The 22,987-nt window shown below is 40.8% G+C and carries 23 protein-coding genes; 16 read left to right on the top strand and 7 right to left on the bottom strand.

The window, feature by feature from the left end; all coding sequences use genetic code 11:
• The first annotated feature begins 180 nt into the window (after positions 1-180).
• From J7J00_RS07045 to J7J00_RS07030, 4 genes are all read left to right on the top strand, one after another.
• Positions 181-1,056, top strand: a complete 876-nt coding sequence (locus tag J7J00_RS07045; RefSeq protein ID WP_214789296.1) for an FAD synthetase family protein — start codon at positions 181-183, stop codon at positions 1,054-1,056.
• Between the two features lie 244 nt (positions 1,057-1,300).
• The gene (locus tag J7J00_RS07040) at positions 1,301-1,504 is read left to right on the top strand and encodes a DUF485 domain-containing protein (RefSeq protein ID WP_214789293.1); all 204 of its coding nucleotides are present in this window, start codon (positions 1,301-1,303) and stop codon (positions 1,502-1,504) included.
• Positions 1,411-1,638: a DUF485 domain-containing protein gene (locus tag J7J00_RS28845; protein WP_214789932.1), complete on the top strand. Its 228-nt coding sequence runs from the start codon at positions 1,411-1,413 to the stop codon at positions 1,636-1,638. The genes J7J00_RS07040 and J7J00_RS28845 overlap by 94 nt, the downstream gene beginning before the upstream one ends.
• A 3-nt stretch (positions 1,639-1,641) precedes the next feature.
• Positions 1,642-3,207, top strand: a complete 1,566-nt coding sequence (locus J7J00_RS07030) for a solute symporter family protein (RefSeq protein ID WP_214789290.1) — start codon at positions 1,642-1,644, stop codon at positions 3,205-3,207.
• A 178-nt stretch (positions 3,208-3,385) separates the two neighbouring features.
• Here the strand turns inward: J7J00_RS07030 and J7J00_RS07025 are convergent, their stop codons facing one another.
• Complete coding sequence (locus J7J00_RS07025) at positions 3,386-4,255, bottom strand: LysR family transcriptional regulator (protein ID WP_214789287.1); 870 nt, start codon at positions 4,253-4,255, stop codon at positions 3,386-3,388.
• A 165-nt stretch (positions 4,256-4,420) separates the two neighbouring features.
• Between J7J00_RS07025 and hpaB the strand changes: the two genes are divergently transcribed.
• Positions 4,421-5,893 carry a 4-hydroxyphenylacetate 3-monooxygenase, oxygenase component gene (gene hpaB / locus J7J00_RS07020; protein ID WP_214789284.1) on the top strand — a complete coding sequence of 491 codons (1,473 nt, stop codon included), beginning with the start codon at positions 4,421-4,423 and terminating at the stop codon, positions 5,891-5,893.
• Between the two features lie 81 nt (positions 5,894-5,974).
• Here hpaB and J7J00_RS07015 read toward each other — a convergent pair whose 3' ends face one another.
• Genes J7J00_RS07015 through J7J00_RS07005 form a run of 3 tightly spaced genes read right to left on the bottom strand, consistent with a single transcriptional unit; the run spans position 5,975 to position 7,949 of the window.
• The gene (locus J7J00_RS07015; RefSeq protein ID WP_214789281.1) at positions 5,975-6,358 is read right to left on the bottom strand and encodes a 5-carboxymethyl-2-hydroxymuconate Delta-isomerase; all 384 of its coding nucleotides are present in this window, start codon (positions 6,356-6,358) and stop codon (positions 5,975-5,977) included.
• A gap of 17 nt (positions 6,359-6,375) precedes the next feature.
• Positions 6,376-7,164: a fumarylacetoacetate hydrolase family protein gene (locus J7J00_RS07010; RefSeq protein WP_214789278.1), complete on the bottom strand. Its 789-nt coding sequence runs from the start codon at positions 7,162-7,164 to the stop codon at positions 6,376-6,378.
• Positions 7,161-7,949, bottom strand: coding sequence for a fumarylacetoacetate hydrolase family protein (locus tag J7J00_RS07005; RefSeq protein ID WP_214789259.1), 789 nt, complete (start codon positions 7,947-7,949; stop codon positions 7,161-7,163). Before J7J00_RS07005 ends, J7J00_RS07010 begins: the two co-directional genes overlap by 4 nt.
• Positions 7,950-8,154: 205 nt before the next feature.
• Here J7J00_RS07005 and J7J00_RS07000 point away from each other — a divergent pair, with 205 nt between their 5' ends.
• The 6 genes from J7J00_RS07000 to J7J00_RS06975 all read left to right on the top strand — a co-directional run bounded on the left by J7J00_RS07000 (position 8,155) and on the right by J7J00_RS06975 (position 15,274).
• Entirely contained in the window at positions 8,155-9,672 is a 1,518-nt protein-coding gene (locus J7J00_RS07000) for a 4-hydroxyphenylacetate 3-hydroxylase family protein (RefSeq protein WP_214789241.1), read from the top strand.
• 165 nt (positions 9,673-9,837) lie between these two features.
• The gene (locus tag J7J00_RS06995) at positions 9,838-11,697 is read left to right on the top strand and encodes a XylR N-terminal domain-containing protein (protein ID WP_214789238.1); all 1,860 of its coding nucleotides are present in this window, start codon (positions 9,838-9,840) and stop codon (positions 11,695-11,697) included.
• A gap of 257 nt (positions 11,698-11,954) precedes the next feature.
• Positions 11,955-13,247: an asparagine--tRNA ligase gene (gene asnS / locus J7J00_RS06990; protein WP_214789235.1), complete on the top strand. Its 1,293-nt coding sequence runs from the start codon at positions 11,955-11,957 to the stop codon at positions 13,245-13,247.
• 116 nt (positions 13,248-13,363) lie between these two features.
• Positions 13,364-14,059, top strand: coding sequence for a DnaD domain-containing protein (locus J7J00_RS06985; RefSeq protein WP_214789232.1), 696 nt, complete (start codon positions 13,364-13,366; stop codon positions 14,057-14,059).
• Positions 14,060-14,081: 22 nt separating this feature from the next.
• Positions 14,082-14,738 carry an endonuclease III gene (gene nth / locus J7J00_RS06980; protein ID WP_214789230.1) on the top strand — a complete coding sequence of 219 codons (657 nt, stop codon included), beginning with the start codon at positions 14,082-14,084 and terminating at the stop codon, positions 14,736-14,738.
• Positions 14,735-15,274: a YpoC family protein gene (locus J7J00_RS06975; protein WP_214789227.1), complete on the top strand. Its 540-nt coding sequence runs from the start codon at positions 14,735-14,737 to the stop codon at positions 15,272-15,274. The genes nth and J7J00_RS06975 overlap by 4 nt, the downstream gene beginning before the upstream one ends.
• A gap of 41 nt (positions 15,275-15,315) precedes the next feature.
• Here the strand turns inward: J7J00_RS06975 and J7J00_RS06970 are convergent, their stop codons facing one another.
• On the bottom strand, positions 15,316-18,069 hold the full coding sequence (locus tag J7J00_RS06970) for a PBP1A family penicillin-binding protein (protein ID WP_214789225.1): 2,754 nt from the start codon (positions 18,067-18,069) through the stop codon (positions 15,316-15,318).
• A gap of 27 nt (positions 18,070-18,096) precedes the next feature.
• Positions 18,097-18,708: a Holliday junction resolvase RecU gene (gene recU, locus J7J00_RS06965; RefSeq protein ID WP_214789223.1), complete on the bottom strand. Its 612-nt coding sequence runs from the start codon at positions 18,706-18,708 to the stop codon at positions 18,097-18,099.
• Between the two features lie 150 nt (positions 18,709-18,858).
• Here recU and J7J00_RS06960 point away from each other — a divergent pair, with 150 nt between their 5' ends.
• The 4 genes from J7J00_RS06960 (at position 18,859) to J7J00_RS06945 (ending at position 21,532) form a co-directional block, all read left to right on the top strand.
• The gene (locus J7J00_RS06960) at positions 18,859-19,800 is read left to right on the top strand and encodes a DUF2515 family protein (RefSeq protein ID WP_286201222.1); all 942 of its coding nucleotides are present in this window, start codon (positions 18,859-18,861) and stop codon (positions 19,798-19,800) included.
• Between the two features lie 356 nt (positions 19,801-20,156).
• Positions 20,157-20,432 (top strand): hypothetical protein, encoded by a 276-nt coding sequence (locus J7J00_RS06955; RefSeq protein WP_098370736.1) that lies wholly within the window; start codon positions 20,157-20,159, stop codon positions 20,430-20,432.
• 69 nt (positions 20,433-20,501) lie between these two features.
• Positions 20,502-20,870, top strand: coding sequence for a YppE family protein (locus tag J7J00_RS06950; protein WP_214789217.1), 369 nt, complete (start codon positions 20,502-20,504; stop codon positions 20,868-20,870).
• A 77-nt stretch (positions 20,871-20,947) separates the two neighbouring features.
• Positions 20,948-21,532, top strand: coding sequence for a YppG family protein (locus J7J00_RS06945; protein ID WP_286201221.1), 585 nt, complete (start codon positions 20,948-20,950; stop codon positions 21,530-21,532).
• A gap of 68 nt (positions 21,533-21,600) precedes the next feature.
• Here J7J00_RS06945 and J7J00_RS06940 read toward each other — a convergent pair whose 3' ends face one another.
• Positions 21,601-22,053 carry an Hsp20/alpha crystallin family protein gene (locus J7J00_RS06940; RefSeq protein WP_214789214.1) on the bottom strand — a complete coding sequence of 151 codons (453 nt, stop codon included), beginning with the start codon at positions 22,051-22,053 and terminating at the stop codon, positions 21,601-21,603.
• 141 nt (positions 22,054-22,194) lie between these two features.
• Between J7J00_RS06940 and J7J00_RS06935 the strand changes: the two genes are divergently transcribed.
• Entirely contained in the window at positions 22,195-22,956 is a 762-nt protein-coding gene (locus tag J7J00_RS06935; protein ID WP_214789211.1) for an alpha/beta fold hydrolase, read from the top strand.
• Positions 22,957-22,987: the final 31 nt, after the last annotated feature.

Genomic DNA, 22,987 nt, shown 5'->3' with positions numbered 1-22,987 from the left:
ATTGACTCCCATGGTCATTAGGATAGGGCGCTAGTGCATATAAACCAGTTCCAAGACCAATTGTCACCATTTAAGGGAACAGAACTGGTGAATGGTTGATGGAAACTGCTGGATTATGGAAGGTCCGTTTTACAGAGTTTATAATGTAACCTTTCAAGAAGCAAAGGAAGGAAGATGGATTTGGATATCATTCATGTTCAGCACCCACTTTCCAGTAAATATACAGCATTAGCAGAACCGTGTGTGCTGGCTCTAGGATTTTTCGACGGAGTTCATCTTGGCCATCAAGAATTGATAAATATAGCCAAAAGGATTGCCATACAGCAAGATTTGAAATTGTCAGTCATGACATTTTTTCCGCATCCAAAGCAAATCATAGGAAACGATCAACCCCAAACATATATTACTCCTTTAGAGAAAAAAGCAAAAATCATGCAAGATTTAGGTGTAGAAACCTTGATAGTCGTGAACTTCGATTTTGCATTTGCCCATCTTTCACCTACTGGTTTTATCGAGGATTATCTATGTGGATTTAAATGCAAACATGCCGTGGCTGGATTCGATTTCCGCTATGGACATAAAGGGGAAGGGAATATGGAAACGCTGAAAATCGAAGGTAAGCGATTTTTTGAAGTGACGGAAATGAAGAAGTTTGAAATTGATCATGAAAAAGTAAGTTCCACTAGGCTTAGAAACTTGATTGCAGAAGGTCGGTTCGCAGATATCCCGTCATTCCTTGGCACATACTTTGAAAGTCAAGGAACAATCCATTCCAAGGAAAATCAACACGTCATCGTTACATTATCGGAAGCATTCCTGAAACCCCCGCCAGGAGTTTATTTAATCGAAATCCAGAACGAAGGAAATGTTTATGAGGGAATTGCCTATCAAACAATGGACGGATCATTTCATGAGAGTGGGCACTTACATTTCAATGATTCTCTTCCCTTGGAAGGAAGGAAGATTCATATCAAATGGAAAAGTGAAAGGATAATGAAGTCGAAACAGATGACGAATATGCGAGCCAAGTCTATTACGAAAGTGAAAGCCTTCTAAAAAGATATGGTCTGGGACAGGGCAGCAGTGGGAACTTACTGCTGCCCTCCCTGTGAGCGTCACGGTTAGAAAAAGGAGAACGGAAAGCTTAGGGAAGGGGCTTTAGACCCTCTGTGCAGATGAGTTTGTTTGGATTTTGGGATGGAGGGGATATGTGCCATTGAAGAAAGCGGCTGACATTGGAGAGGCTCAATACTCCTAGTACCGTCCTTGCAAAAATAAAAATCAGAAGAGGTGTGTAGAAATGGTTCGGTTGGAAAAAAACCTTGATGAATCGGAACAAACTAATCTAGTGGATTATGAAAAGATTGCTGCCTCCAAAGAGTTTCAGAATATGCTTTCCGATAAAAAGAAATTCGTCATCCCTTTTACGATTTTCTTTATGGGATATTCCCTGCTTTTGCCCTTCTTAGTTTTTTACACAGATATCCTGGATCACCATTCATAGGAGACATAACCTGGGCGTGGGTGTACGGTGTCTCCATTACGGTAATGTCTGTATGGGTTTGCAGCATATATGTAAGGAAGTCAGAAAGAATCGATGAACAAATAAAAGAAATCATCGAGAAAGAAGGGCTTTGAATCATGAATTGGACAGTTATTATTCTCTTTGCGCTAATGTCGATAGGTACCCTTTTCATCACGTATTTCGCTTCCAAGAAAACTAAAACGGCAGGCTCTTTTTATACGGCTGGGGGAGGGTTGACCGCTAGGCAAAATGGACTTGCATTGGCCGGGGATTTTATGTCGGCCTCCACGTTTTTAGGGTTGATTGGAGCATTTTCCTTAACGGGGTATGATGGATTTTTCCTGATGTATGGAGCACTTGTTTCATTTCTTGTCGTGTTATTCCTAGTGGCTGAACCTTTAAGGAACTTGGGGAAATACACATTGGCTGATATGGTGACTACAAGGTTTAAATATAAACAGGTCCGGGGAGTGACCGCATTTAATACCCTGGTGATATCAGTCATGTACATGCTGGGTCAACTTGTTGCGGCAGGTGCTTTATTTAAATTGCTTTTAGACATCCCGTATAATATTTCTGTCACCATCGTAGGTATTGTCATGTTGGTATTTGTTCTATTTGGGGGAATGACGGCGACGAGCTGGGTGCAGATCATTAAAGCCATCCTGCTGATAGGCGGAGTGTTTATATTATTCATGATCGTCATGTGGAAATTGAATTTTAGCTTCATCGGAATTTTCACTGATATGAAAACCGCGACACCCATGGGTGCAGATTACCTGAAAGCAGGTATTAAATATGCCAGTGGGTGGGATGCAGCTTCCTTATCACTGGGCCTAATTCTGGGAACGGCGGGTCTACCTCACATTTTAATACGTTTTTTGACTGTCCCGAATGCACGAGTGGCAAGAAAGTCTGTTGTTTGGGTGATGTGGATAATGGGTGCTTTTCATATCATGGTCATTTTTCTCGGATTCGGGGCTGCGAAGTTGGTTGGAACATCGAATATCATGGCCGCTAATCCAGCGGGTAACATGGCTGCACCTTTATTGGCAAAACTTGTGGGCGGGGACATCTTATTCGCATTTATTGCGGCCGTTTCCTTTGCAACGATACTCGCAGTTGTTGCGGGAATCGTTTTAACAGGTGCTACGGCTTTTTCACATGATTTTTATAATGAAATATTAAAAGATGGAAAAGCGACGGAAAAACAGCAAATGACGATGGCTAGATGGGCATCAGTTGGTGTTACTGCAATTGCGATCGTTTTATCATTAGGTCTGCAGGAATTCAATGTAGCGTTTCTGGCATCGATTGCCTTTACACTGGCGGCTAGTTCGAATTTGCCGGTAATCCTTCTTACGATCTATTGGAAAAAATTCAATAAAACCGGAGCGATAGTCGGTATGATGACAGGTCTTATTGGTACGCTCTTGCTCGTGGCTCTAAGTCCAAATGTCTGGAACCCGGCCCCCGGAGCCACCATTATGACAGGTGACCCGATTTTCCCTTTGAATTCACCAGGAATCGTTTCCATTCCGCTTGGGTTCCTCGCATGCTATTTAGGTGCCCTGTTCGGTAACCGTAGGACAAAGTTGAAAACGGTTACAAAGGACGATTATAATGAAATCCTCGTAAAGTCCAATACCGGTCATGATGTTAAGGGGGTTTTGCGACATTGAATGATGTAAAAGCATGCCTATAAATAAAGCGCAGGTCATCGCACTTATGAATGAATTTGAAAAAGCAGCCATCAAATGATAGGTTGCTTTTTTCTTTTCATTGGATAAAGAAATTCAAACAAACACTAAAGATTAGAAAGTGGTACAGATGACATAATATTCAAGGATAACTGGCCATTCATTCAGAAAACGTTTCTAGAAATTTGACGGCGCCTTTGGAAAGATAGCGTTCTTCGAGCCAAATAAGGGCGGCTTCCGATTGTACTTCACAATCTATCAATTCAATTATTTTAATACCTTGGGTTGAAAACGATTTGGATGTGGTTCGTGGCATGATGGTAGCGCCTATTCCTTCCTTCACCAAAGATAAAATCATTGCAGCATCAGGACATTCACATACAATCAGCGGTTCAAACCCATGTCTGAAGCACTCATCCACTATTAGTTCATAAGTTCCCTGTCCGCTTACCCTATGCAGCAATAGGAGGGGATAATCCTTAATATGTTTAAATTCGATGGAGTCTGGGATATCCCAATCTTTTGGTGTGACAAGCACAAAATCTTCCGGCGGAAGGTTAATCGATGAGAATTGCTTACCGTTAATAGGAAGCCGTACAATGGCCAACTCGATTTCCCTGTTTATTAAGTCTTCTGTCAAACGGAACGTATCACCTTCCATTAACTTGAAGCGTATGTCAGGGTATTTTACTCTAAAGGCCCTCATCCTTTGCGGAATGTAAGAAAAGCAAGTTTTTACTGACCCTATGGAAAGAGTGCCCTGTACCCCTTTACTGACTTCCTTCACTTCCAGTAGTGATTCTTCAAACTGGTTTAATAGAGCTTCGGCTTTTTTATATAGGACCTTGCCAGTTTCAGTGAGTTCAAGTTTCTTTCCATTCCGATCGAAAAGTTTTTCACCGATTTCCATTTCCATTAATTTAAGTTGCTGGCTAAGGGGGGGTTGAGCCATATGTAATTTTTTTGCGGCTTTGGTTACTTGTTCTTCCTGAACGATCATCACAAAATACTTTAACTGCCGGATGTCCATTATATACACCTCATACATATGATTTACATATACATATTGAATTTTTTAAGTATTATATATATATCATAACATATGGTATATTTTGTTATAGGAATTAATTGAATTTTTGGAATTTATTTAATTGTAAGCGCTTCATTTAAATTGATACTAAAGGGGGATGTAAGCATGCCAGCTAAAACAGGTAAAGAATATATCGATAGGGTAGATAAAGCAAAGGCGAATGTATGGATCAATGGAGAGCAAGTAAAAGATAAGATCAGTCAACACCCAGCTTTTAAAGGGGTCATGAAATCACAGGCCGAATTATATGATTTGCAGCATGATTCCGCGAAAACTGACATCATGACTTATATTTCACCAACTTCAAACGAAAGAGTAGGGACCTCATTCATGCAGCCGCGGACTAAGGAAGACCTTGAAAAAAGGAGGAAAATGATTCAAGAATGGGCAAGGCATAATAATGGAATGATGGGGCGTTCCCCTGACTATATCAACAGTGGGATGATGGCGTACGGTGCTGCAGCTGATATGTTCGGCACTCAGGATTCGGCATTTGCTAAAAATATGAAAGATTATTATGAGCTCTGCAGGGAAAAGGATTTGTCGTTGACACATACCCTGATTCAACCCCAGGTTAATAGGGGAGTGAGTGCCGCAAAGCTTCCGGACCCTTACATCGCTGCACGGATTGCTGGCAAGAATTCAGAAGGGCTTATTATAAAGGGAGCAAGATTATTAGCTACACAAGGAGGAATAACGGATGAAATCATGGTTTTCCCTTCAACATTGCTTAAACAATCGGAAGAAGAAAATCCTTATGCATTCGCATTCTCCATACCAAATAATACACCAGGGTTGAAATTCATCTGTCGTGAATCATTCGACTATGGCAAATCACATTTTGACCATCCACTTGGTTCACGATTTGAAGAAATGGATACGATTATCGTTTTTGATGATGTAGTCGTTCCTTGGAATCGGGTATTTGCTTATGGGGATGTCGGCATTTGCAACCAGGCTTATAATGAAAGCAATGCAGTTGTTCATATGACCCATCAGGTGGTAGCGAAGAATATCGCCAAAACCGAGTTCATTCTGGGGATTTTGCAACTAATGGCGGAAACCATCAATATCGGGCAATACCAGCATGTTCAGGAAAAAATCTCGGAAGTCATCATAGCGCTTGAAACGGTAAAGGCTTTCATTACAGCTTCGGAGGCAAACGCGAAAGTGGATAAGTGGGGAATGATGACACCCGATTTCACACCGTTAAACATAGCCCGTAATTATTATCCGAAGATTTACCCTAGATTCAGTGAAATAATGCAGCTTCTTGGAGCTAGTGGCTTAATGGCGATACCAAATGAAGCCGATTTCAATTCGGAGCTTCGACCGGATTTGGATAAATATCTTCAAGCCGCGAATGGTGGAGCCTATGACAGGGTTAAATTGTATCGTCTCGCATGGGATGTATGCATGAGTTCATTTGGGTCTAGGCAAACGCTGTACGAAAGATTCTTTTTTGGGGATCCGGTCCGTATGGCGAGCGCTTTATATAACGGGTATGATAAACAGGAATATGTGGACCGTGTCAAGGAGTTCTTGAACCGTACTGAAAACCTTGCAGAAATCAACTGAGCCCGGTAGCATTGGCAAAACATATTAATTTAAAGGCCTTCCCGATGATGAGGAAGGCCTTTAAATATGAAATATTGTTCATTAATTATATCGATCATGGATATTATTTTTTTTATATGTGCCAAAATCACTGAATTCAATAAGTTCCATGGAGAGGGCAAGATATCTTTTTGAAAAGAGGGATGCCAAATGGGATTCCAACGTTTTGAAAAGTTCGTCACATACTTTGGTTTTATCACTGTCTTTGCGTCCAGCGCCTATTTTTAGAATGGCATGAACAAAGGCATCATCCTCTGTACCATCGGCAACACGATAATGCTTCAATTCAATGGCCCGGGATCGAATGCCGCCAATCGGAAAGATGGAAGGATAGGAAATCAGTACATCATTCACCTTCCTTAATAAGCCGTCAATCTGGATTTCATCTTTGATATTATCCGTATATTCAATAATGATATGAGGCATGTGATCAGTCCCTTCCGTTAATTATGGATTTTTAGATGCGGCCAATCTCCGCCTTCAGTAAATATATCGTCACCGACTATTGTGTTAACGAGTTTCCCAATCCCTTCAATTTCAGTGATGATTTCATCGCCTACAGCAGTATCCGCCAATCCTTCAGGTGTGCCTGTCAATATGATATCCCCTGGGCTCAATGTCATGAAGCTACTAAAATATTCAATTAAATCAGCAATGCCGAAAATCATGTCTTTCGTGTTGCCTTGCTGAGTCAATTTTCCGTTGACGTAAGTTTTTATGGCAAGATTCGAAGGATCTGGAATATCATCGGCATCGACAAGCCAAGGCCCAATTGGGGTGCAGGTATCGCGATTTTTGACCTTTAGGTTAGGTCGGTAGTAATTCTCCAGATAATCCCGTATTGCATAATCATTTGCAATCGTATATCCACTCACATACTTAAAGGCTTCTTCCTTTTTTATGTTCTTCGCCTTTTTACCTATGACGACTGCAAGTTCACATTCATAATGCATATAAGCTGCATCAGCAGGCCGTCTTGTCTGTCCCCGGTGGCCGATAAAGGTATTGGGACCTTTTAAGAACGCAAGGGGTTCTTCCGGGGCGTTAAAAGCAAGCTCCTTCGCATGGTCTGCATAATTCAAGCCAAGCGCGAAGACAGTTCGTGGTTCCACAGGGGGAAGCCAGACAACATCCTGCTCATTGACAATCCTGCCATCCGCCAATTGGAGCTGGCCATTATATTCACTTGCTGGATGTATGGCACCTGCATAGGCTACACGTGCTCTCTTCATAAAATCCCCTCCAGTGATAGTTTTCCATCGGAAATGATGGTATTTTCCAAATATCCGATTTCGTCTATTTCTATTCTGACATGATCATTGGCTTTTGCCAGCGGTGCATTCTCTGGAACACCAACTAGGAGGACGTCACCCGTACTCAAAGTCATGAAGTCAGTTACATCCTCAATAAGGCGGGTTATGGGGCGAATTAGATTTGAAGTTGAATTTTCCTGTCTTAACTCTCCATTTATATATACACGAATTCCTAAAGAATCGGGGTTGGGGATGGATTCCTTGGATACGACCCATGGACCGATCGGGCAAAATCCATCACGGGCTTTATGGCGGATAGCAGGACGGAAAACGCTCTCATGCGGAATGCTAATATCATTGGCGATCGTAAAACCTTCTATATAATCCAATGCATGTTCTTTCTTGACTCTTGTGGCCGTTTTACTGATTACTATTCCAAGTGCGGCCCCGATTTCCAATTCATGTATGCCGTCCGGAAGGGGAACTGGATTTGAAAAAGACGAAAACGTGTTTCTAGGCTTAATATAAAGGATCGGCCCTTTAGGAGGTTCATTATAAGGAGGATGGTCGACCTTTTCTTTCAATGCTTCCAATGATCCTTTATAGTTTAATAATGTTCCATATACGGTTCCTGAAATAGGGTTATCCAACTTGATTTGTGATACCTCATACTTATCACCGTTCATTAATATATAGCGGTTTGACAGTATTTCCATTTCTTCTGAATAATCTGACTTTTGAAGTTTCACTCTTGCTTTTGCCATGGACACTCACCCCTTGTTTTTATTATTAATCATATATGATATCGTATATGATTAATTGTTTAAGTTCAACATATTTAGATTATTCAGTATAATTAGACAAAAAATGTTAGAAAAAAGATAGGTTTCAACAGATAAATGCCTTGAACATTTAGTTAGTATGAAGCTAGGAATTCAAATTGAAAGATTGTGAATGGGGGATGTTCCGATGATGAATGGTAAAGAGTATTTAGAAAGTTTACGAGATGGAAGAACGGTATTCTTGAACGGAGATAAAGTAGATGATGTGACGACACACCCAGCATACCGCAATTCTGCCAGGTCAATTGCCCAACTATATGATGCTCTCCATGATCCGGTTACTGCACGGATTTTAACGGCCAAGACAGATGAAGGTCATACTACCCATAAGTTCTTCAAGGCCTCAAAGAACGCAACAGAGCTGCTTGAAGCAAGGGATGCGATAGCACAATGGTCAAAATTGAGCTATGGTTTCATGGGTCGTACCCCTGACTACAAAGCTGCTTTTACAGGATCATTGGGACCGTATAGCGATTTTTATAAGGGATTTGAAGATAATGCGAAAAGATGGTATGAAAAAACCACAAGGGACGTTCCCTTCTGTAACCATACAATTATAAATCCGGCAATGGACAGGAATAAACCGCTACATGAAAATAAAGAGGTATTTGTACGTACGGTGGAAGAGCGGGATGATGGGATAATCGTAAGCGGAGCCAAAATGGTTGGAACTTCTGCAGCACTGACGAATTATAATTTTGTTGCGAATTATTCTCCTGTCGATCTTGGGGAAGGAGATAGAAGCCATGCATTGATTTTCTTTGTGCCGATGAATGCGCCGGGATTAAAAATGATTAGCAGACAGTCTTTTGAAGAAACGGCTGCCAAGTCAGGCACTCCTTTCGATTACCCGCTTTCCAGTCGGTTCGACGAAAATGACGCAGTCATCGTCCTTGATGATGTATTCGTCCCATGGGAGAATGTATTCGCCTATAATAATGTGGAAATTGCAAATGGGATTAGATCCAAGACCGGGTGGATGAATCGATATACATTTCATGGCTGCACACGCTATGCGGTGAAATTGGACTTTATGGCTGGGCTTCTGATGAAAGCTACGGAAATGGCAGGAACGAATCAATTTAGGGGAGTTCAAGCCAATATAGGGGAAGTGCTTGCATACAGGAATATGTTTTGGGCTATCTCGACAGCGATGGCTACGGATCCAATGGAAGGGCCGAATGGCACTGTTCTACCCAATAGCACATATGCAACTGCATATAGGGTGTTCGCACCAATGGTTTGGCCAAAGGTGAAACAGATATTTGAACAGGTTGTAGCAGGTAATCTCATTCAACTCCCATCAAGCTCCAAGGATTTTTTAAACCCTGAGGTCCGTCCGTATCTCGATAAATATTATAAGGGTTCAGGCGGGGTTTCGGCAGTGGAAAGGGTAAAACTGATGAAACTTATATGGGATTCCATCGGCACGGAATTTGGTGGCAGGAATGAATTATATGAAATCAATTATGCAGGTAACCATGAAAATATTAGGCTTGAAACCATGAAAATGGCAGATTTAAATGGACAATCGGATAAATTCAAAGCGTTTGTGGACTTGGCAATGGACGATTATGACCTCCATGGCTGGACAAATGATAAGTGGATAAATGCATATGAAGGCATTAATGCTGATTTGATCTAGCTCCGAATGAATTAATCTGATTAAGAAAACGTGAAAAAGAATGGTTTGTATCGGACTCCCACCGGTGTTTTCGCCACTGCATGATATGAATGCGTTTACATTTTTCTTGAAAGGTAAGGTATGGAAAAAGTATAATATTATGTAAAAGGAAAGCCGGAGGGAATCATGACGAATCTTTTGAATCTTAAGAAAGATGATGGTGAAATTCATTTAAATGATGAGAGGATGATCCTGACTTCCTCTTCGATTTTCGGTACTTTAAGAAAGGACTTGATCGAGAATATTGGATTTGAAAGAATGAAGTCTTTTTTAATACGTTATGGCTGGAATATCGGAGTCAATGATGCTAAAAAGGCACTAAAAGGGAATATGTCAACGGTTAAGGAGATACTGAGGCAAGGCCCCATTTTACATATGCTGCAAGGTTATACAAAAGTTAATACTATGAATCTGGAATTATCGATGGATAGTCAAGCGGAAGTGCACTCTGTAAAGGTGGAAGGGGTTTGGGTGAATTCCTATGAAGCAGAGGGACATATCACCCAGACAGGCATCGCGGAAAAGCCAGTCTGTTATACATTGACGGGATATGCAAGTGGATTTTATTCAACGGTCTGCGGTCATGAAGTGATTTTCAAGGAAAGTGCCTGTAAGGGAGCAGGGCAATCAGAGTGTAGATACGAAGGTAAATCGATACATTTATGGGGCATGGAGATTCAGGATGAGCTGAAATATTATAAAACCGAACCGATTGTACAAGAGCTTGCCGTAACATATGAAAAGCTGCTGGAGGAACGCAATAGTTTGTCAAAAGTGATGGATATTCATAATTTGCTGACTGAAGAGTTAATAAACGGAAGAAACCTTCAATCCATAGTGAGGATGGTTTATCAGAAAACAAAAATACCTTTGTTGATGGAGAATTTCAATGACAATCAGGTTTATCATGCTGGCTTTCACAAAGGGAAGGTGAGGGAAGTCAGGAATGAGCTTAAATTAATGAGGGAAAATGGTCCTGTCACTTTGGAGACCGGAAGAATCGTAAAAGATGGGATGGAACTGCTTTATACTCCCATAACGTTACAAAATAAAACTTATGGCTATTGTGCCTTTGTGCAATCTGATCGAGTCGAAGGAAAAACGAACCTTGAAATCAATCGAATGATTCTTGAGAGGGTTTCCATGACTTGTTCCTTATTCCTCTTAAATGAGAAAAGCAGTTTTGAAGCCCTTGAAAGGGTAAAAGGTTTATTTCTTGAACAAATATTAAATGGAGAGTTTGCTTCTAGAAAAGAAATAATCAAAAAAAGCATGTATTTAGACGCTTCGTTGGATCATCCTTTCACCATTGCGGTGCTGGGCTATCATTTTTCCTCCGATCGGGGGACAGAGAATGACTATTTCATTCAGCAGAAAATCATCGAAGAGATATATAGTTTCTTTAAGAAGCGGAATCAAGTCGTCTTAACAGCATTAAGGGATGGTAATATCATATTGCTTATACCACTGAGTCTTGGAAATGAATTTCAATTTCTAACCAATGAATGCATCAATCACTTATATACTGTTTTCAGCGGATATAATTTTAAAATGGGACTTAGCACAACAAGTGATGAATTGGAACGGGCTCACGATGTTTTTCAAGAAGCTTTAACCGCTTTGAATATGAATGAAGGAACTCGGGATATTACCAAATTTGAAGAAGTCGATCTGTTATCCATTTTAATGCATACTGGGAGTACTCCAGCGGTCCTGCAAAAAGCTGAGAAAATGCTGGGTCCTTTATTGTTGAAAGAAGATCCAAAAATGAATGAATTATTGAAAACGCTTTATGTATTTCTGCAATGCGGTGGAAATCTTGAATGCAGCATGAAAGAATTGAACATTTCAATGAGTGGTTTACGCTATAGGATCAAAAGACTTGAAGAGCTGCTTTCCTGCCAAATAAGAAACCCTAAAAGTGCTTTTCAATTATATGCATCATTTGAAACCTTGTTAAAGGCGAAAATGATTACCATTGGTTGATTGGATTCAATCCTTTGTTTAAAAATAGAAATGTCGATCGATACATATACCGAGATGATTTTCATAAGAGCATGGGCATTAGTGAAAAGTAATCTACCATGCAATCTGGCGAATACGCGACAAAAATATAATAAGAGTGATATAAAAGGGCATGGAACTTCCGCTTCAATTGATTTATTTGCTTGTAAGCAGGGCTATGGGTATAATAAGTAGAGTAAATTCATTAGTAAGTTAAGCTATTTTTGGAGGTAAATTCCGTGAAAATAACAATAAAAGATGCTAGCAAATTCGTCGATCAAGAAGTTACCATTGGAGGCTGGCTTGCCAGCAAACGTTCCAGTGGGAAAATTGCTTTCCTTCAAATCCGTGATGGCTCTGGTTTCATTCAAGGTGTGGTCGTGAAAGCTGAAGTGGGTGAAGAAATTTTCGCTCGTGCGAAATCGATTTCGCAAGAGTCATCCTTGTATGTAACAGGTGTCATTCAAAAGGATGAACGATCGCCGTTCGGTTTTGAGTTACAGGTGAAAGATATTGAAATCATTCATGAATCATTGGATTATCCCATTACACCTAAAGCTCATGGTCCCGAATTCTTAATGGATAACCGCCATTTGTGGCTGCGTTCAAAACGGCAGCATGCAGTCATGAAAATCCGGAATGAAATAATCCGTGCTACATATGAATTCTTTAATGAAGAAGGTTTCGTTAAAGTGGATCCCCCAATTTTAACTGGAAGCGCACCAGAAGGAACGAGTGAGTTGTTCGCGACTAAATACTTTGATGAGGATGCATACCTTTCACAAAGTGGTCAGCTCTATATGGAAGCGGCTGCCATGGCACTTGGGAAGGTATTTTCCTTTGGTCCTACCTTCAGGGCAGAAAAATCCAAAACAAGACGACATTTAATCGAATTCTGGATGATTGAACCAGAGATGGCTTTTATCGAATTTAAAGAAAACCTGGAGGTCCAGGAGCAATTCGTTTCTTCCATCATCCAATCCGTATTGAAAAACTGTCAGCTTGAGTTAAATACACTGGGCCGTGATACAGCGAAGCTTGAACAAATTCAAGCTCCTTTCCCGCGGATTACATATGATGAAGCCATTAAGTTCCTTCATGAACAAGGATTTGATGATATCCAATGGGGTGATGATTTTGGAGCTCCGCATGAAACTGCGATAGCGGAAAGTTATGATAAGCCTGTTTTCATAACTCATTACCCAACCAAAATCAAGCCTTTTTATATGCAGCCAGATCCTGACAGGGAAGAAGTGGTTCTTTGTGCCGATTTGATCGCTCCGGAAGGTTATGGAGAAATAATTGGCGGTTCAGAGCGGATTCATGATCAGGAATTGCTTGAACAGAGAATCAATGAGCATGGCTTGAGCGAAGATGCTTACAAATGGTATATGGAATTAAGAAAATACGGCTCTGTACCGCATTCAGGCTTCGGTTTGGGATTAGAACGCACCGTTGCATGGATCAGTGGAGTCGAACATGTCCGTGAAACCATCCCGTTCCCACGTCTATTAAATCGATTATATCCTTGATTCCGTAATGAAGCGGTTATCTTGCCATATTTGGCAGATAACCGTTTTTTGTTAAAATTATAAACTTATTCGGAGAGCCTTATTCATGTTATACTTAACCAGAGGTGTCCAAAAACATGAATAAAGAACATTTATATGCGTGGTTTAAGGAAGGAACGATAACGATTCCATCCTTTTTGTTGACTAACTATAGTACAATGGGGCTGAATGAACAAGAAATGGTCCTATTATTACAATTGCAAAGCTTCATCGATAAAGGTAACCATTTCCCTGCACCATCCCAACTTTCTGACCGAATGACATTGCAGGAAACGGAATGTCTATTCTTGATCCAGCGTTTGGTCCAAAGGGGATTTGTTGAAATGGTGGTTGAGGAGAGCCAAGAAATCGGACAGGAAAAATATTCGTTGTCCCCACTTTATGAAAAAATGATGGACTGTTTCTTGAAAACATTGAAACAGTCAGAGTCTGCTGAAATCCAAAAAGCGGGGGAGAGCCTTTATACGATATTTGAACAGGAGTTCGGCCGCCCTTTATCTCCATTTGAATGTGAGACATTGGCAATGTGGATGGAAGACGACCATCAAACTGAAATCATTAAGTCAGCTCTGAGGGAGTCTGTCATTTCCGGAAAATTGAATTTCCGATACATTGATCGAATTTTATTCGAGTGGAAAAAGAATGGAATTAAAACCTTGGAACAGGCAAGGGAGCAAGGACAAAAATTTAGAGTTCACCAAAAGAGGGACCGAAAGACGGAGACTGCACAGCCGTTGAAAGATGTGCCTTTCTATAACTGGCTCGAGCAGTAATGTAAATTGAAGGAGAACCAATATGTTGAATAAAGCTCAAATTCGATATTGTCTGGATACGATGGGTGAAATGTTTCCGGATGCCCATTGTGAGCTGAATCACTCCAATCCATTTGAATTGGTGGTTGCTGTTGCCCTGTCAGCTCAGTGTACGGATGTATTAGTCAATAAAGTCACGAAGGATTTATTTCAGAAATATAAAACGCCTGAGGATTACATAAGCGTTCCGATAGAAGAGTTGGAAAATGACATTCGCTCAATCGGTTTGTTTCGTAACAAGGCGAAAAACATACAAAAGTTGTCGCACATGCTGATCGAAGAGTACGGTAAAGAAGTCCCCAGAGATCGTGATGAGCTAGTTAAATTGCCTGGCGTTGGCAGAAAGACAGCGAATGTAGTCGTTTCCGTTGCTTTTGATGTGCCTGCGATTGCTGTGGATACCCATGTAGAGCGTGTTTCCAAGCGTCTGGGATTATGCCGTTGGAAGGATAGTGTCCTCGATGTTGAGAAAACGTTGATGGCTAAGATATCAAAGGATGAATGGTCCGTTACGCATCACCGCCTGATATTCTTTGGACGCTATCATTGCAAGGCCCAGTCACCAAGATGTGAAACCTGCCCGCTTCTCGAATTATGCCGTGAAGGTAAAAAAAGAATGAAAAGGAAAGAAGCCAATTGACGCAGTCCATATCATTAAAAGTTCCTAAAGAATTGGACCATTCTTTGTTTTTTCCTGAAAAGGAACCCATCTTGGAAAAAGAGCGATATGCAGGTTGGAATGAAACGATCCCATTCGAGGCTTTCCCGTATGAGTTACTTTATTATAATAATGTAGAGGCGTATGCTCCTTGGAATAAGGGGGCAATGCATGTAAAGGAACTTCTGGAAATATGGAAGGGAATTGATTCAGAATGCAGTTTGCTATTTTCTGAGCGAAAAGTGGGACAAACTTTGGGACTCATGAAGAAGGGGATCGCTTTGTTTTTAACCGCAGTCTACTGGATGCATGGGAAGCCGGTGGTATTGAATGATTTCCGGGTCCAAATAGAATCCTTTAACAATATTCCGGTAAATATGGATGAAAGGCTATCATTCATCCTTGCTAGACCCGCTTTTTTTCATTCTTATAGACAGCTTAGTGAGTTGTTCCGGGAATTTGAAAAACAATATGTGAAGTTCATGATCAAAAATAAGAACAGCCAAAAAAACGTCTAAGCTAAAAGCTTAGACGTTTTTTTAGTCAATCCTTATTATATTTATTCCGTATCTTTGTTTGGATCTGGGGCCGGATTAGGGTCAGGTTCAGGGGTTTCGACTGGTTTTTCCTCTTCTACCGTTCCGGGGTCAGTGACATCATCCCCGCCTTCGACATCCTCATCACCCTTATTGCCATTTCCGTCATCAGTGTTGTTGCCATTGCCATTACCATTACCATTATTATCATTGTTGCCATTACCATTGTTGCCATTACCGTTATCGCCGTTATTGCCGTTATTGCCGTTTTCACTATTTTCGCCATTGTTATTTTTGTCTTTGTCTTGTTTATCCTCTTCGCCTTCTGCAGGAGTTTCTTGTTCCGGATTTTCACCTTCGGCCGGATCTTCAATCTTCTCGTCCTCAGTACCCTCAGGGACTTCCACTTCAGCAGGTATTTTGACAGATGTACTCGCAGGATCACTTTGTTGGTTATCAACTAGAGCTACCACTGAGAAAGTATATTTACTTCCAGGGTTTGGATTAGGGATCGTTAAACTAGTATCCTTCGATTTTTTTAATACGCTCTGTGCACCGCCGTCCACGGACATCTTAACCTCGAATTGGGTATTCCCATTACCTTTAGGATATGACCATGATAGATTGATTTCATTGCTTTCCTGGTTGTAAGAAGCGTTAATGCCAGGTGAGTCGATTTTTTCATATTCTGTCGTCACTTGTGTTGGCTCGTGACCTTTAACATAATATTCATAAGTGATTTTACTGCTTGGTGTATATTCATTAGCTTTAACAGCTGGATTCGAACCTTTGATGACTCCAACCTTCACAACACTGTCAGGTTGATCAAAGTCTTTCGTTTCTTTTGATTGAGCCATATGTTCCATTAAATTCTTAAAGATGAATTTAGGGATCCTTTGAGAAGAATCACCCAGATATTCCATTTTCTTGCCTGATGCATTATCATAACCAGCCCATACTGCAACTGTATAATTGGTTGTATAACCCGCCATCCAGCTATCTTTTACACCGGAAGATGGGATGTTGTTCGCTGCACGCTGTTCAGGCGTGAAATTGGTTGAACCTGTTTTACCGGCTACAGGAAGATTAGGTATATTGGCTAGCCTTCCTGTTCCATAAGGTTCTTTCATGACGCTCTTCAACATATCCGTCACGATGAAAGCTGTGGAATCTTTCATGACCGGCTTTGATTCCGTCTTGTTTTTGATGGTGGTTTTGTCACGTAAAACAATCTTCTTCACACTATGCGGTTTATTATAGATACCATTGTTTCCGAATGAACTGTATGCACCGGCAAGTTCAAGTGTAGAAACATCCTTACCGCCGCCCAATGCTGCCGATTCGGTAATTTCCTTGTCAAAAGGAATGCCAAGGTCCGTGGCAAAATCACGCGCCCGGTCCAAGCCGACTGCTTGAAGCGTCTTTAAGGCAGGGATATTTAATGACCGTGCGAGTGCGTCGCGAGTCGTTACAGTACCATAATGTCGCCCTGAAGCATTTTTAAGCGGTGTTCCATCACTGTAAGTATATTCCTCATCTTTGATTTGATGGTAGGTGGACCAATTTAAATATTCTACGGCAGGACCATAATCCAGAATTGGCTTAATGGTCGAACCTGGTGAACGCTTGGCATCCGTTGCATAATTCCAGCCGCGCTTAACTGTCGTGTTCCTGCCGCCGCCCACTGCTTTAATTTCACCAGTTTCAGTATCTAGTAAGGTTACTCCAGCTTGGAGATCTTTACTTGGATAATTGATGATTTCATCACTGTTCAACATGTTATAGACATATTCTTGGGCATCTTTATCAATGGTCGTTTGGATTTCTAAACCATCGGTAAAGACGTTATAGTCACCCATATCCCCGACTTCCTCAATTACCAAATCGATGAATGCATCATAAGCAGTCGTATCTTTTTGGCTTTTATCGATTTCTTGAAGCCCTTCTGTTATATCGATGCTTTGTGCATCTTTCATTTCTTTTTCGGTGATATATCCATGTTTATTCATTAAGTGAAGAACAATATCACGGCGTTCTTTCGCACGTTCAGGGTGTTTATACGGGTCATACCTGCTTGGGCTTTGCGGTAATCCTACAAGCATGGCCGCTTCGTTCAATTTCAATTCGCTAAGATCTTTTCCATAATAAGTTTGCGATGCAGTTAAGATCCCGTTGGCGCGGTTTGCAAAGAAAATCTTATTCACATACATTTCGAAAATTTCTTCTTTTGTATATTTTCTTTCAAGCTGAATGGATAGCCACATTTCCTGGACTTTCCTTTTAATGGTCTTATCAGGTGTTAAATAAGAACGCTTGATAACCTGCTGGGTCAATGTACTTGCACCCTCAGAGCCGAATCCGTTTTTGAAGTTTGCTATGACGGCACTGCCCAGACGTAAGAAATCGACCCCGTGGTGTTGATAAAAGCGTGAATCTTCCGTTGCCAGGAAAGCTTCTTCGACAAGATCGGGAATATCTTCATAATTTACATAATCCCGGTTTTCCTTTCCGATTTCAGCTAGCAATTTACCATTTTCATCAAGAATCTTGGATGTGACCGGATCTTTCAAAAGCTTTTCGTCAAGTTTTGGAGCGTCGCTTATAAAGTAAGCCATTGCAGCTCCACCGGCAACAAGGCCTATTATTCCAATTGTAACAAGTATAAGGAAAATTCGCTTAAGCATATTGGTTGGCTTTTTAGGACCATTATTCTGTCCCTTTTTTTGAGTCTGCCCCTGCTTTCGGCGTTCTTCTCTAGTATTATATTTTTCAGCCATTACAGCTAACCTGCCTTTCTAAAAAAACTAAAAATTTTCTGCGATGAGCGAATCTACTACTTTAATATAGTCAATTCTCGGTAGAAAGCCAAGAGTAATCTTTCGTGAACTGCTTTCAACTTCTTGAAGAGTTATAGATTTGCGCCCGCCTTCTTTCATTCTCTTCCAATAAAAACTCAGTTGTTCAGAACTCATTAGATATATATCTTCCATTGCGGAAAACCGGATGATGACAAACGCAATTCCGTCATGCTGAACGATATGTTTCATATGTTCAATTTGATGGTCATGAAAATTCTTCAAAGGGAACGAACTGCTGTTTTTCGTTTCCTTTGCCTCAAAATCAATGTACTTTCCTTTATAAACACCATTGTAATCGGTGGTCGATGCTTGTTTGAAATAAGCCTCTTTAATGACTGCAGCACTTCTTTTCGGATAGTGGACATCGACAATTTGAATGGGTGTCGGTTTTTTATGGATGACGGCAATGCCGTGTGCTAAATAATACTGATTGGTTTCGTTCAAATCGTCTTCCAATGTTTTTCCCCGGTTGCTGTAACTGATTTTTTTTAGTGGGCTTTTCTTTTCTTCCATAGCCTGCGGTACAAACTTTCGTCCATTGGGATAATGAAATGCCACTTTTACCCCTCCTTTTTTTTCACTTTTCTATATTAGCAAAAAAAGAATCCAAAATGTGAATAAAAAGAATTGTTTCTTAGAACGATAGGATTTATGTACAACTATATGTCACAATTCATCGCTATGGAAAGGCTGGACTCATAGATGCGAATGTTAAAGACGGAAAAGCAATTGCTTCATTACATAAAAGCCCAAACCGCTAAAGGGAATAGGGATAATATATCAAGAACAAAAGCATATGAACAATTTTTTAGAATGCATCCAGAAATACAATGGTCTTTTTTAGCTGGGATGGTTTCTAGGAATGCAGGCTGGAATATGTGTGATCTTGAAGGAATTTGGTTTTCCCATTTGCTTGGCCTTAAATATAGGCATCACTTATTCCTAACGTATGAAGAAGCCAACTGGAGAATATTCCAAGATGCGTATCCGCAATTACTTCTCTATCATTATTCGACGAAGTATGGACGTCCTTTGTTTCACTTATGTCATTATTTTTTTATTACCAAATTCATGAAGAACGAATGGTATTCCTTTTGGAAACATGGAGATCGTGAAAAATTAGTCACTGCGCTTATCATAAATGAACAAAACATCATTGAAGAACCGGTTATTAAAAAGCAATCTTTCGTTTTTCATTCTCTATTATTTTTCCTGCAGGACTGGATGCATTTTAGCACCGTTTTATTTCCTACTTGCAATGGAGAACTGTATGGCTCGTCGGTTTCGCATTTTAGAAATATAGATAAAAGGATTGAATTGGGGAAAAGGTTGGCTGGCCTTTTATTTTCTGAAGATTTGTTTCCGCGCTTTTTTGAATTTTCCTGCAGGACTGAACCAACGGGTGCCAGATATGATTATGAACAATATCGAAAAAAGCCTAGGTACCATGAAACCCCGATGCTGAGGGGCGTATATCCTGTGATTCATCATCGAGCAGGGGAGACAGAGCAATGGGATATGAAAAAAGGGGTTAAAAAAAAATGGTTTATTGAACCCAAATGGGAAGAAGAGCCGTATTTGACCGATTGGTATGACCATAAACAAAAGCAGCTGCACACGGCAGCAATAATCAAAAACTTGATTTTATAATAGGAAACAGGGAAGGCGTCGATTAAGCCTTCCCTGTTTAGTCGTTCAGTATTTATGTCTTACGTAGAGGGGCGGTTCTCTCCACTAAGTTTCGGGTTTCCCGTTCCTGCCTTTTTAGTGGGCGGCTTTTGTCGTTTTTCGTTTTTTTGCTGTCTGCTTTCATTCGACTGCATAAAATCACCTCCTGTCTGTATTCTTGTTTAAAACTTCATTCTTCATTCTGGCATTGTTGTCGAAGGGCATAATAAATTAAGTGAATTGCACTTTCTTTGCCGATTCCCTTCTAGTTTTGTCAGTCATGAAGGGCTTTCAGATAAAAAAAAGAATAGTACAGGTAAAGAATGGGAGGGATCAGCATGGTCAATAAAAGTGTCGCAACAGAAGAGATATTAAGGATGATAGCTGAGATCAGTACCAGCCTGGATCGTTTGGAAATTTCATATGGGGAAACTGTAAATACAGTGCGGTGCAAACTATGGGCGGAGCAATATACATTAGTTAATGAAGCCCAGGAAGCCATTGAGAAAGCCGAGGATTATTGGGTAAATGCTGAAGGTCCAAACCACTCCTTTTCCATTGTCCCGGAAAAAAGAATGATAAAGCACAAGGTTTTCACGGAATTGCCCGTATAAGCCGGAGGAATATCATTTTATAAAGAACTGGATTATACTTAGGGAAACAATTGTACGGAGGAATTTAATGTGCAAAAAGAAAAAATGCAGCTATTAACAGAACAATTAATACAATATACGGTCAAAGCGGATGAGATTTATGAGGGTGTACGCAAGGAAGGAAAGGAAAAGGATTTCTTTTTGGAAGTCAAGCCGTTTGCAGACCTGGTCAGGACCGCATGCATCGAATGGGAAACCGGAATGAAGGAGTGGATGAAAGAAACCGAATTCAGGCATCTTTTCCCCGAGCAAATCGAACAAACCGCCCATAACCTTTCTGATGTGGCCGTTCAGGCATTTTTTCCTAAAACAAGTTATAAGCGATTTAAAAGCCACGTCCAATCGGTCGAATTCATCCTTAATAATGTAAAAACGGAAATCGATCGGATTTTATCATAAAAACACCTGAACTATATTACCTCTTTTTTCATATATTATCAGAACCATGTAATGAAAAAAGAGGAGGGCTCATTGACATGATGAGATCCGGTTTTAACCAAATCTCTCCAAATCAAGGACAGTTTCCTCAACCAATGCCGGAATATTGGGGAGGGTACCAACAGCCAATGCCGTATCCTCCGCCAAATAATCATAATCTTGAACAATCATTTACGTATCCATATCATCTCCAGGATACAGGGGGCTATATGACGCCATATCATGATCCTTATCAGCAGGCGGCCTATCATCCATTCCAACAAGTCCAGCAGCAGGCGATGCCTGTGGGTGCTTATCCGGGCAACAGTGTAATGCAGCCAATGGCACAAATGCACCCAATCCAGTCCAATCAACAGCCGCAAGCTTTTAGTCCGTTCGCCAATCCGTTACAGCCAGCTAAAAGACCTCCGCAAAGTCAGCAGCAGGCCCATAATCCATATCCTAAGCAGCAGTTCATGCAAAAACCCCAGCCATCGGGTTTCAAATCGGTCATGAATCAATTCAAAACACAAGATGGCTCCATGGATATAACGAAGATGATGAATACAGCCGGACAAATGATGAATACTGTTTCTCAAGTATCTTCAATGGTCAAAGGAGTAGGGGGCTTCTTCAAAGCTTAGATGGTGAATAAAGGAAAAGCAGACTTATAAGTGACCAGCCACTTTTTTAAGTCTGCTTTTTTTCATGCCTAATGAATTTCAATCCGATTCCCTCTGACTTTGGGTAGGTTAAGCGTGAGGATGCCATCGCGATGTCGCGCGGTCACATTTGCTTCATCAATCGGCTTTGGAAAGGAAATGGTTCTTGATAAAGTACCGGCTGAAACTTCCTTTTGGAACAATCCTTGATTTTTATGCTTTCTATCTTCATGCTTTGCAGATATGGTTACGGCATGGGACAGTACATCAATTGATATTTGACTGCGTGCAATTCCGGGCAAGGTGGCAGTAAGGGTATATTCTGAATGCGTTTCGTGAACATCAACCGGAAAGCTGCGTTCTTTCGCCGAACCGAAGAACTCGTCAAGAGATTGCAGCATGCCTTTAGGGGGCCTCTCGGAAAACAGCCGATCCATTTTGTTAATGAAATGGGTAAAGGGTTCTATTCGATTCCGATTATTATTTTTTTCAGAAGAGGTCATCACGGTGCTCCTTTCTAAAAAATTCCTTTGCCTATAGGCTATGTGAGGAATGAAGAAATGTGAATGCACTGTTGGGTTTCAGATACAGGTCTATAGGGAATAACGTTACTGAATGATTAGTAAAGGAAATGAGGGATTAATATGACAGATGGCAAGCTTTCCTACATAGATACCGGGAAAGGTAATGAAACATTGTTGTTTATCCATGGGTTTTGCGGAAGCCATGAATATTGGAGTGACATCATTGCTGAATTAAAGGGTGAATACCGGATTATTGCCGTTGATCTACGGGGGCATGGTGCAAGTGAGGAAATTGAGGGATCTTTCTCGATTGAAGATATGGCTGCTGATATTGCGTCATTTCTGGAAGAACTGGAAATCGGACAGGTCTATATGTTTGGTCATTCGCTTGGGGGATATATCACCTTGGCATTCGCAGAAAGGTTTCCTGGGAAATTGTCTGGTTTTTCATTGGTACATTCCACCGCTTTCCCTGACGATGAGACTGGAAAGGCGGGGCGCTTAAAATCTGTCGAGAAAATTGAAAGTGAGGGAATCCCCGCTTTCATTGACGGACTTATACCAAAGCTTTTCGCTAATTCCGATGATCCCAATATTGACCATATAAAGGAAATCGGATATAAAACAAGTGAAATTGGTGCAATAGGGTCTTTACATGCCATGAGGAACAGAATCGACAGAAATCATGTACTCAAAGATACGAAGTTGCCAGTCCTATTGGTTGCAGGTGAACAGGATAAGGTGATTCCCGTTGACAAAACCTTTTCTGTAAAAGGGAGCCATATCAAAGAAGTTATACTTAAGGGCAGCGGCCATATGGGAATGTTGGAAGCTCCAAGCAGGCTAATCGAAGAAATCATTCGCTTTGTCGAGAAGAATTAAATGAAAAAAGACTGAGCTGGAAACGAGATGG

Source organism: Bacillus sp. ISL-4 (assembly GCF_018613275.1).
GTDB classification, from domain to species: domain Bacteria; phylum Bacillota; class Bacilli; order Bacillales; family DSM-1321; genus Peribacillus; species Peribacillus simplex_E.
The sequence above is the reverse complement of the archived record's forward strand: the minus strand, read 5'-3'. Positions and strand labels throughout refer to the sequence as shown.

Bases quoted from the DNA above. Each gene is read 5' to 3' on its own strand.
- nth (WP_214789230.1), top strand. From the start codon at position 14,082: ATGTTGAATAAAGCTCAAATTCGATATTGTCTGGATACGATGGGTGAA.
- hpaB (WP_214789284.1), top strand. From the start codon at position 4,421: ATGCCAGCTAAAACAGGTAAAGAATATATCGATAGGGTAGATAAAGCA.
- J7J00_RS06935 (WP_214789211.1), top strand. From the start codon at position 22,195: ATGACAGATGGCAAGCTTTCCTACATAGATACCGGGAAAGGTAATGAA.
- J7J00_RS07030 (WP_214789290.1), top strand. From the start codon at position 1,642: ATGAATTGGACAGTTATTATTCTCTTTGCGCTAATGTCGATAGGTACC.
- J7J00_RS06945 (WP_286201221.1), top strand. From the start codon at position 20,948: ATGATGAGATCCGGTTTTAACCAAATCTCTCCAAATCAAGGACAGTTT.
- J7J00_RS06970 (WP_214789225.1), bottom strand. From the start codon at position 18,069: ATGGCTGAAAAATATAATACTAGAGAAGAACGCCGAAAGCAGGGGCAG.
- J7J00_RS07000 (WP_214789241.1), top strand. From the start codon at position 8,155: ATGATGAATGGTAAAGAGTATTTAGAAAGTTTACGAGATGGAAGAACG.
- J7J00_RS06995 (WP_214789238.1), top strand. From the start codon at position 9,838: ATGACGAATCTTTTGAATCTTAAGAAAGATGATGGTGAAATTCATTTA.
- J7J00_RS06940 (WP_214789214.1), bottom strand. From the start codon at position 22,053: ATGACCTCTTCTGAAAAAAATAATAATCGGAATCGAATAGAACCCTTT.
- J7J00_RS06955 (WP_098370736.1), top strand. From the start codon at position 20,157: ATGGTCAATAAAAGTGTCGCAACAGAAGAGATATTAAGGATGATAGCT.
- J7J00_RS07015 (WP_214789281.1), bottom strand. From the start codon at position 6,358: ATGCCTCATATCATTATTGAATATACGGATAATATCAAAGATGAAATC.
- J7J00_RS07005 (WP_214789259.1), bottom strand. From the start codon at position 7,949: ATGGCAAAAGCAAGAGTGAAACTTCAAAAGTCAGATTATTCAGAAGAA.
- J7J00_RS06985 (WP_214789232.1), top strand. From the start codon at position 13,364: ATGAATAAAGAACATTTATATGCGTGGTTTAAGGAAGGAACGATAACG.
- J7J00_RS06960 (WP_286201222.1), top strand. From the start codon at position 18,859: ATGTTAAAGACGGAAAAGCAATTGCTTCATTACATAAAAGCCCAAACC.
- J7J00_RS07025 (WP_214789287.1), bottom strand. From the start codon at position 4,255: ATGGACATCCGGCAGTTAAAGTATTTTGTGATGATCGTTCAGGAAGAA.
- J7J00_RS07010 (WP_214789278.1), bottom strand. From the start codon at position 7,164: ATGAAGAGAGCACGTGTAGCCTATGCAGGTGCCATACATCCAGCAAGT.
- J7J00_RS07040 (WP_214789293.1), top strand. From the start codon at position 1,301: ATGGTTCGGTTGGAAAAAAACCTTGATGAATCGGAACAAACTAATCTA.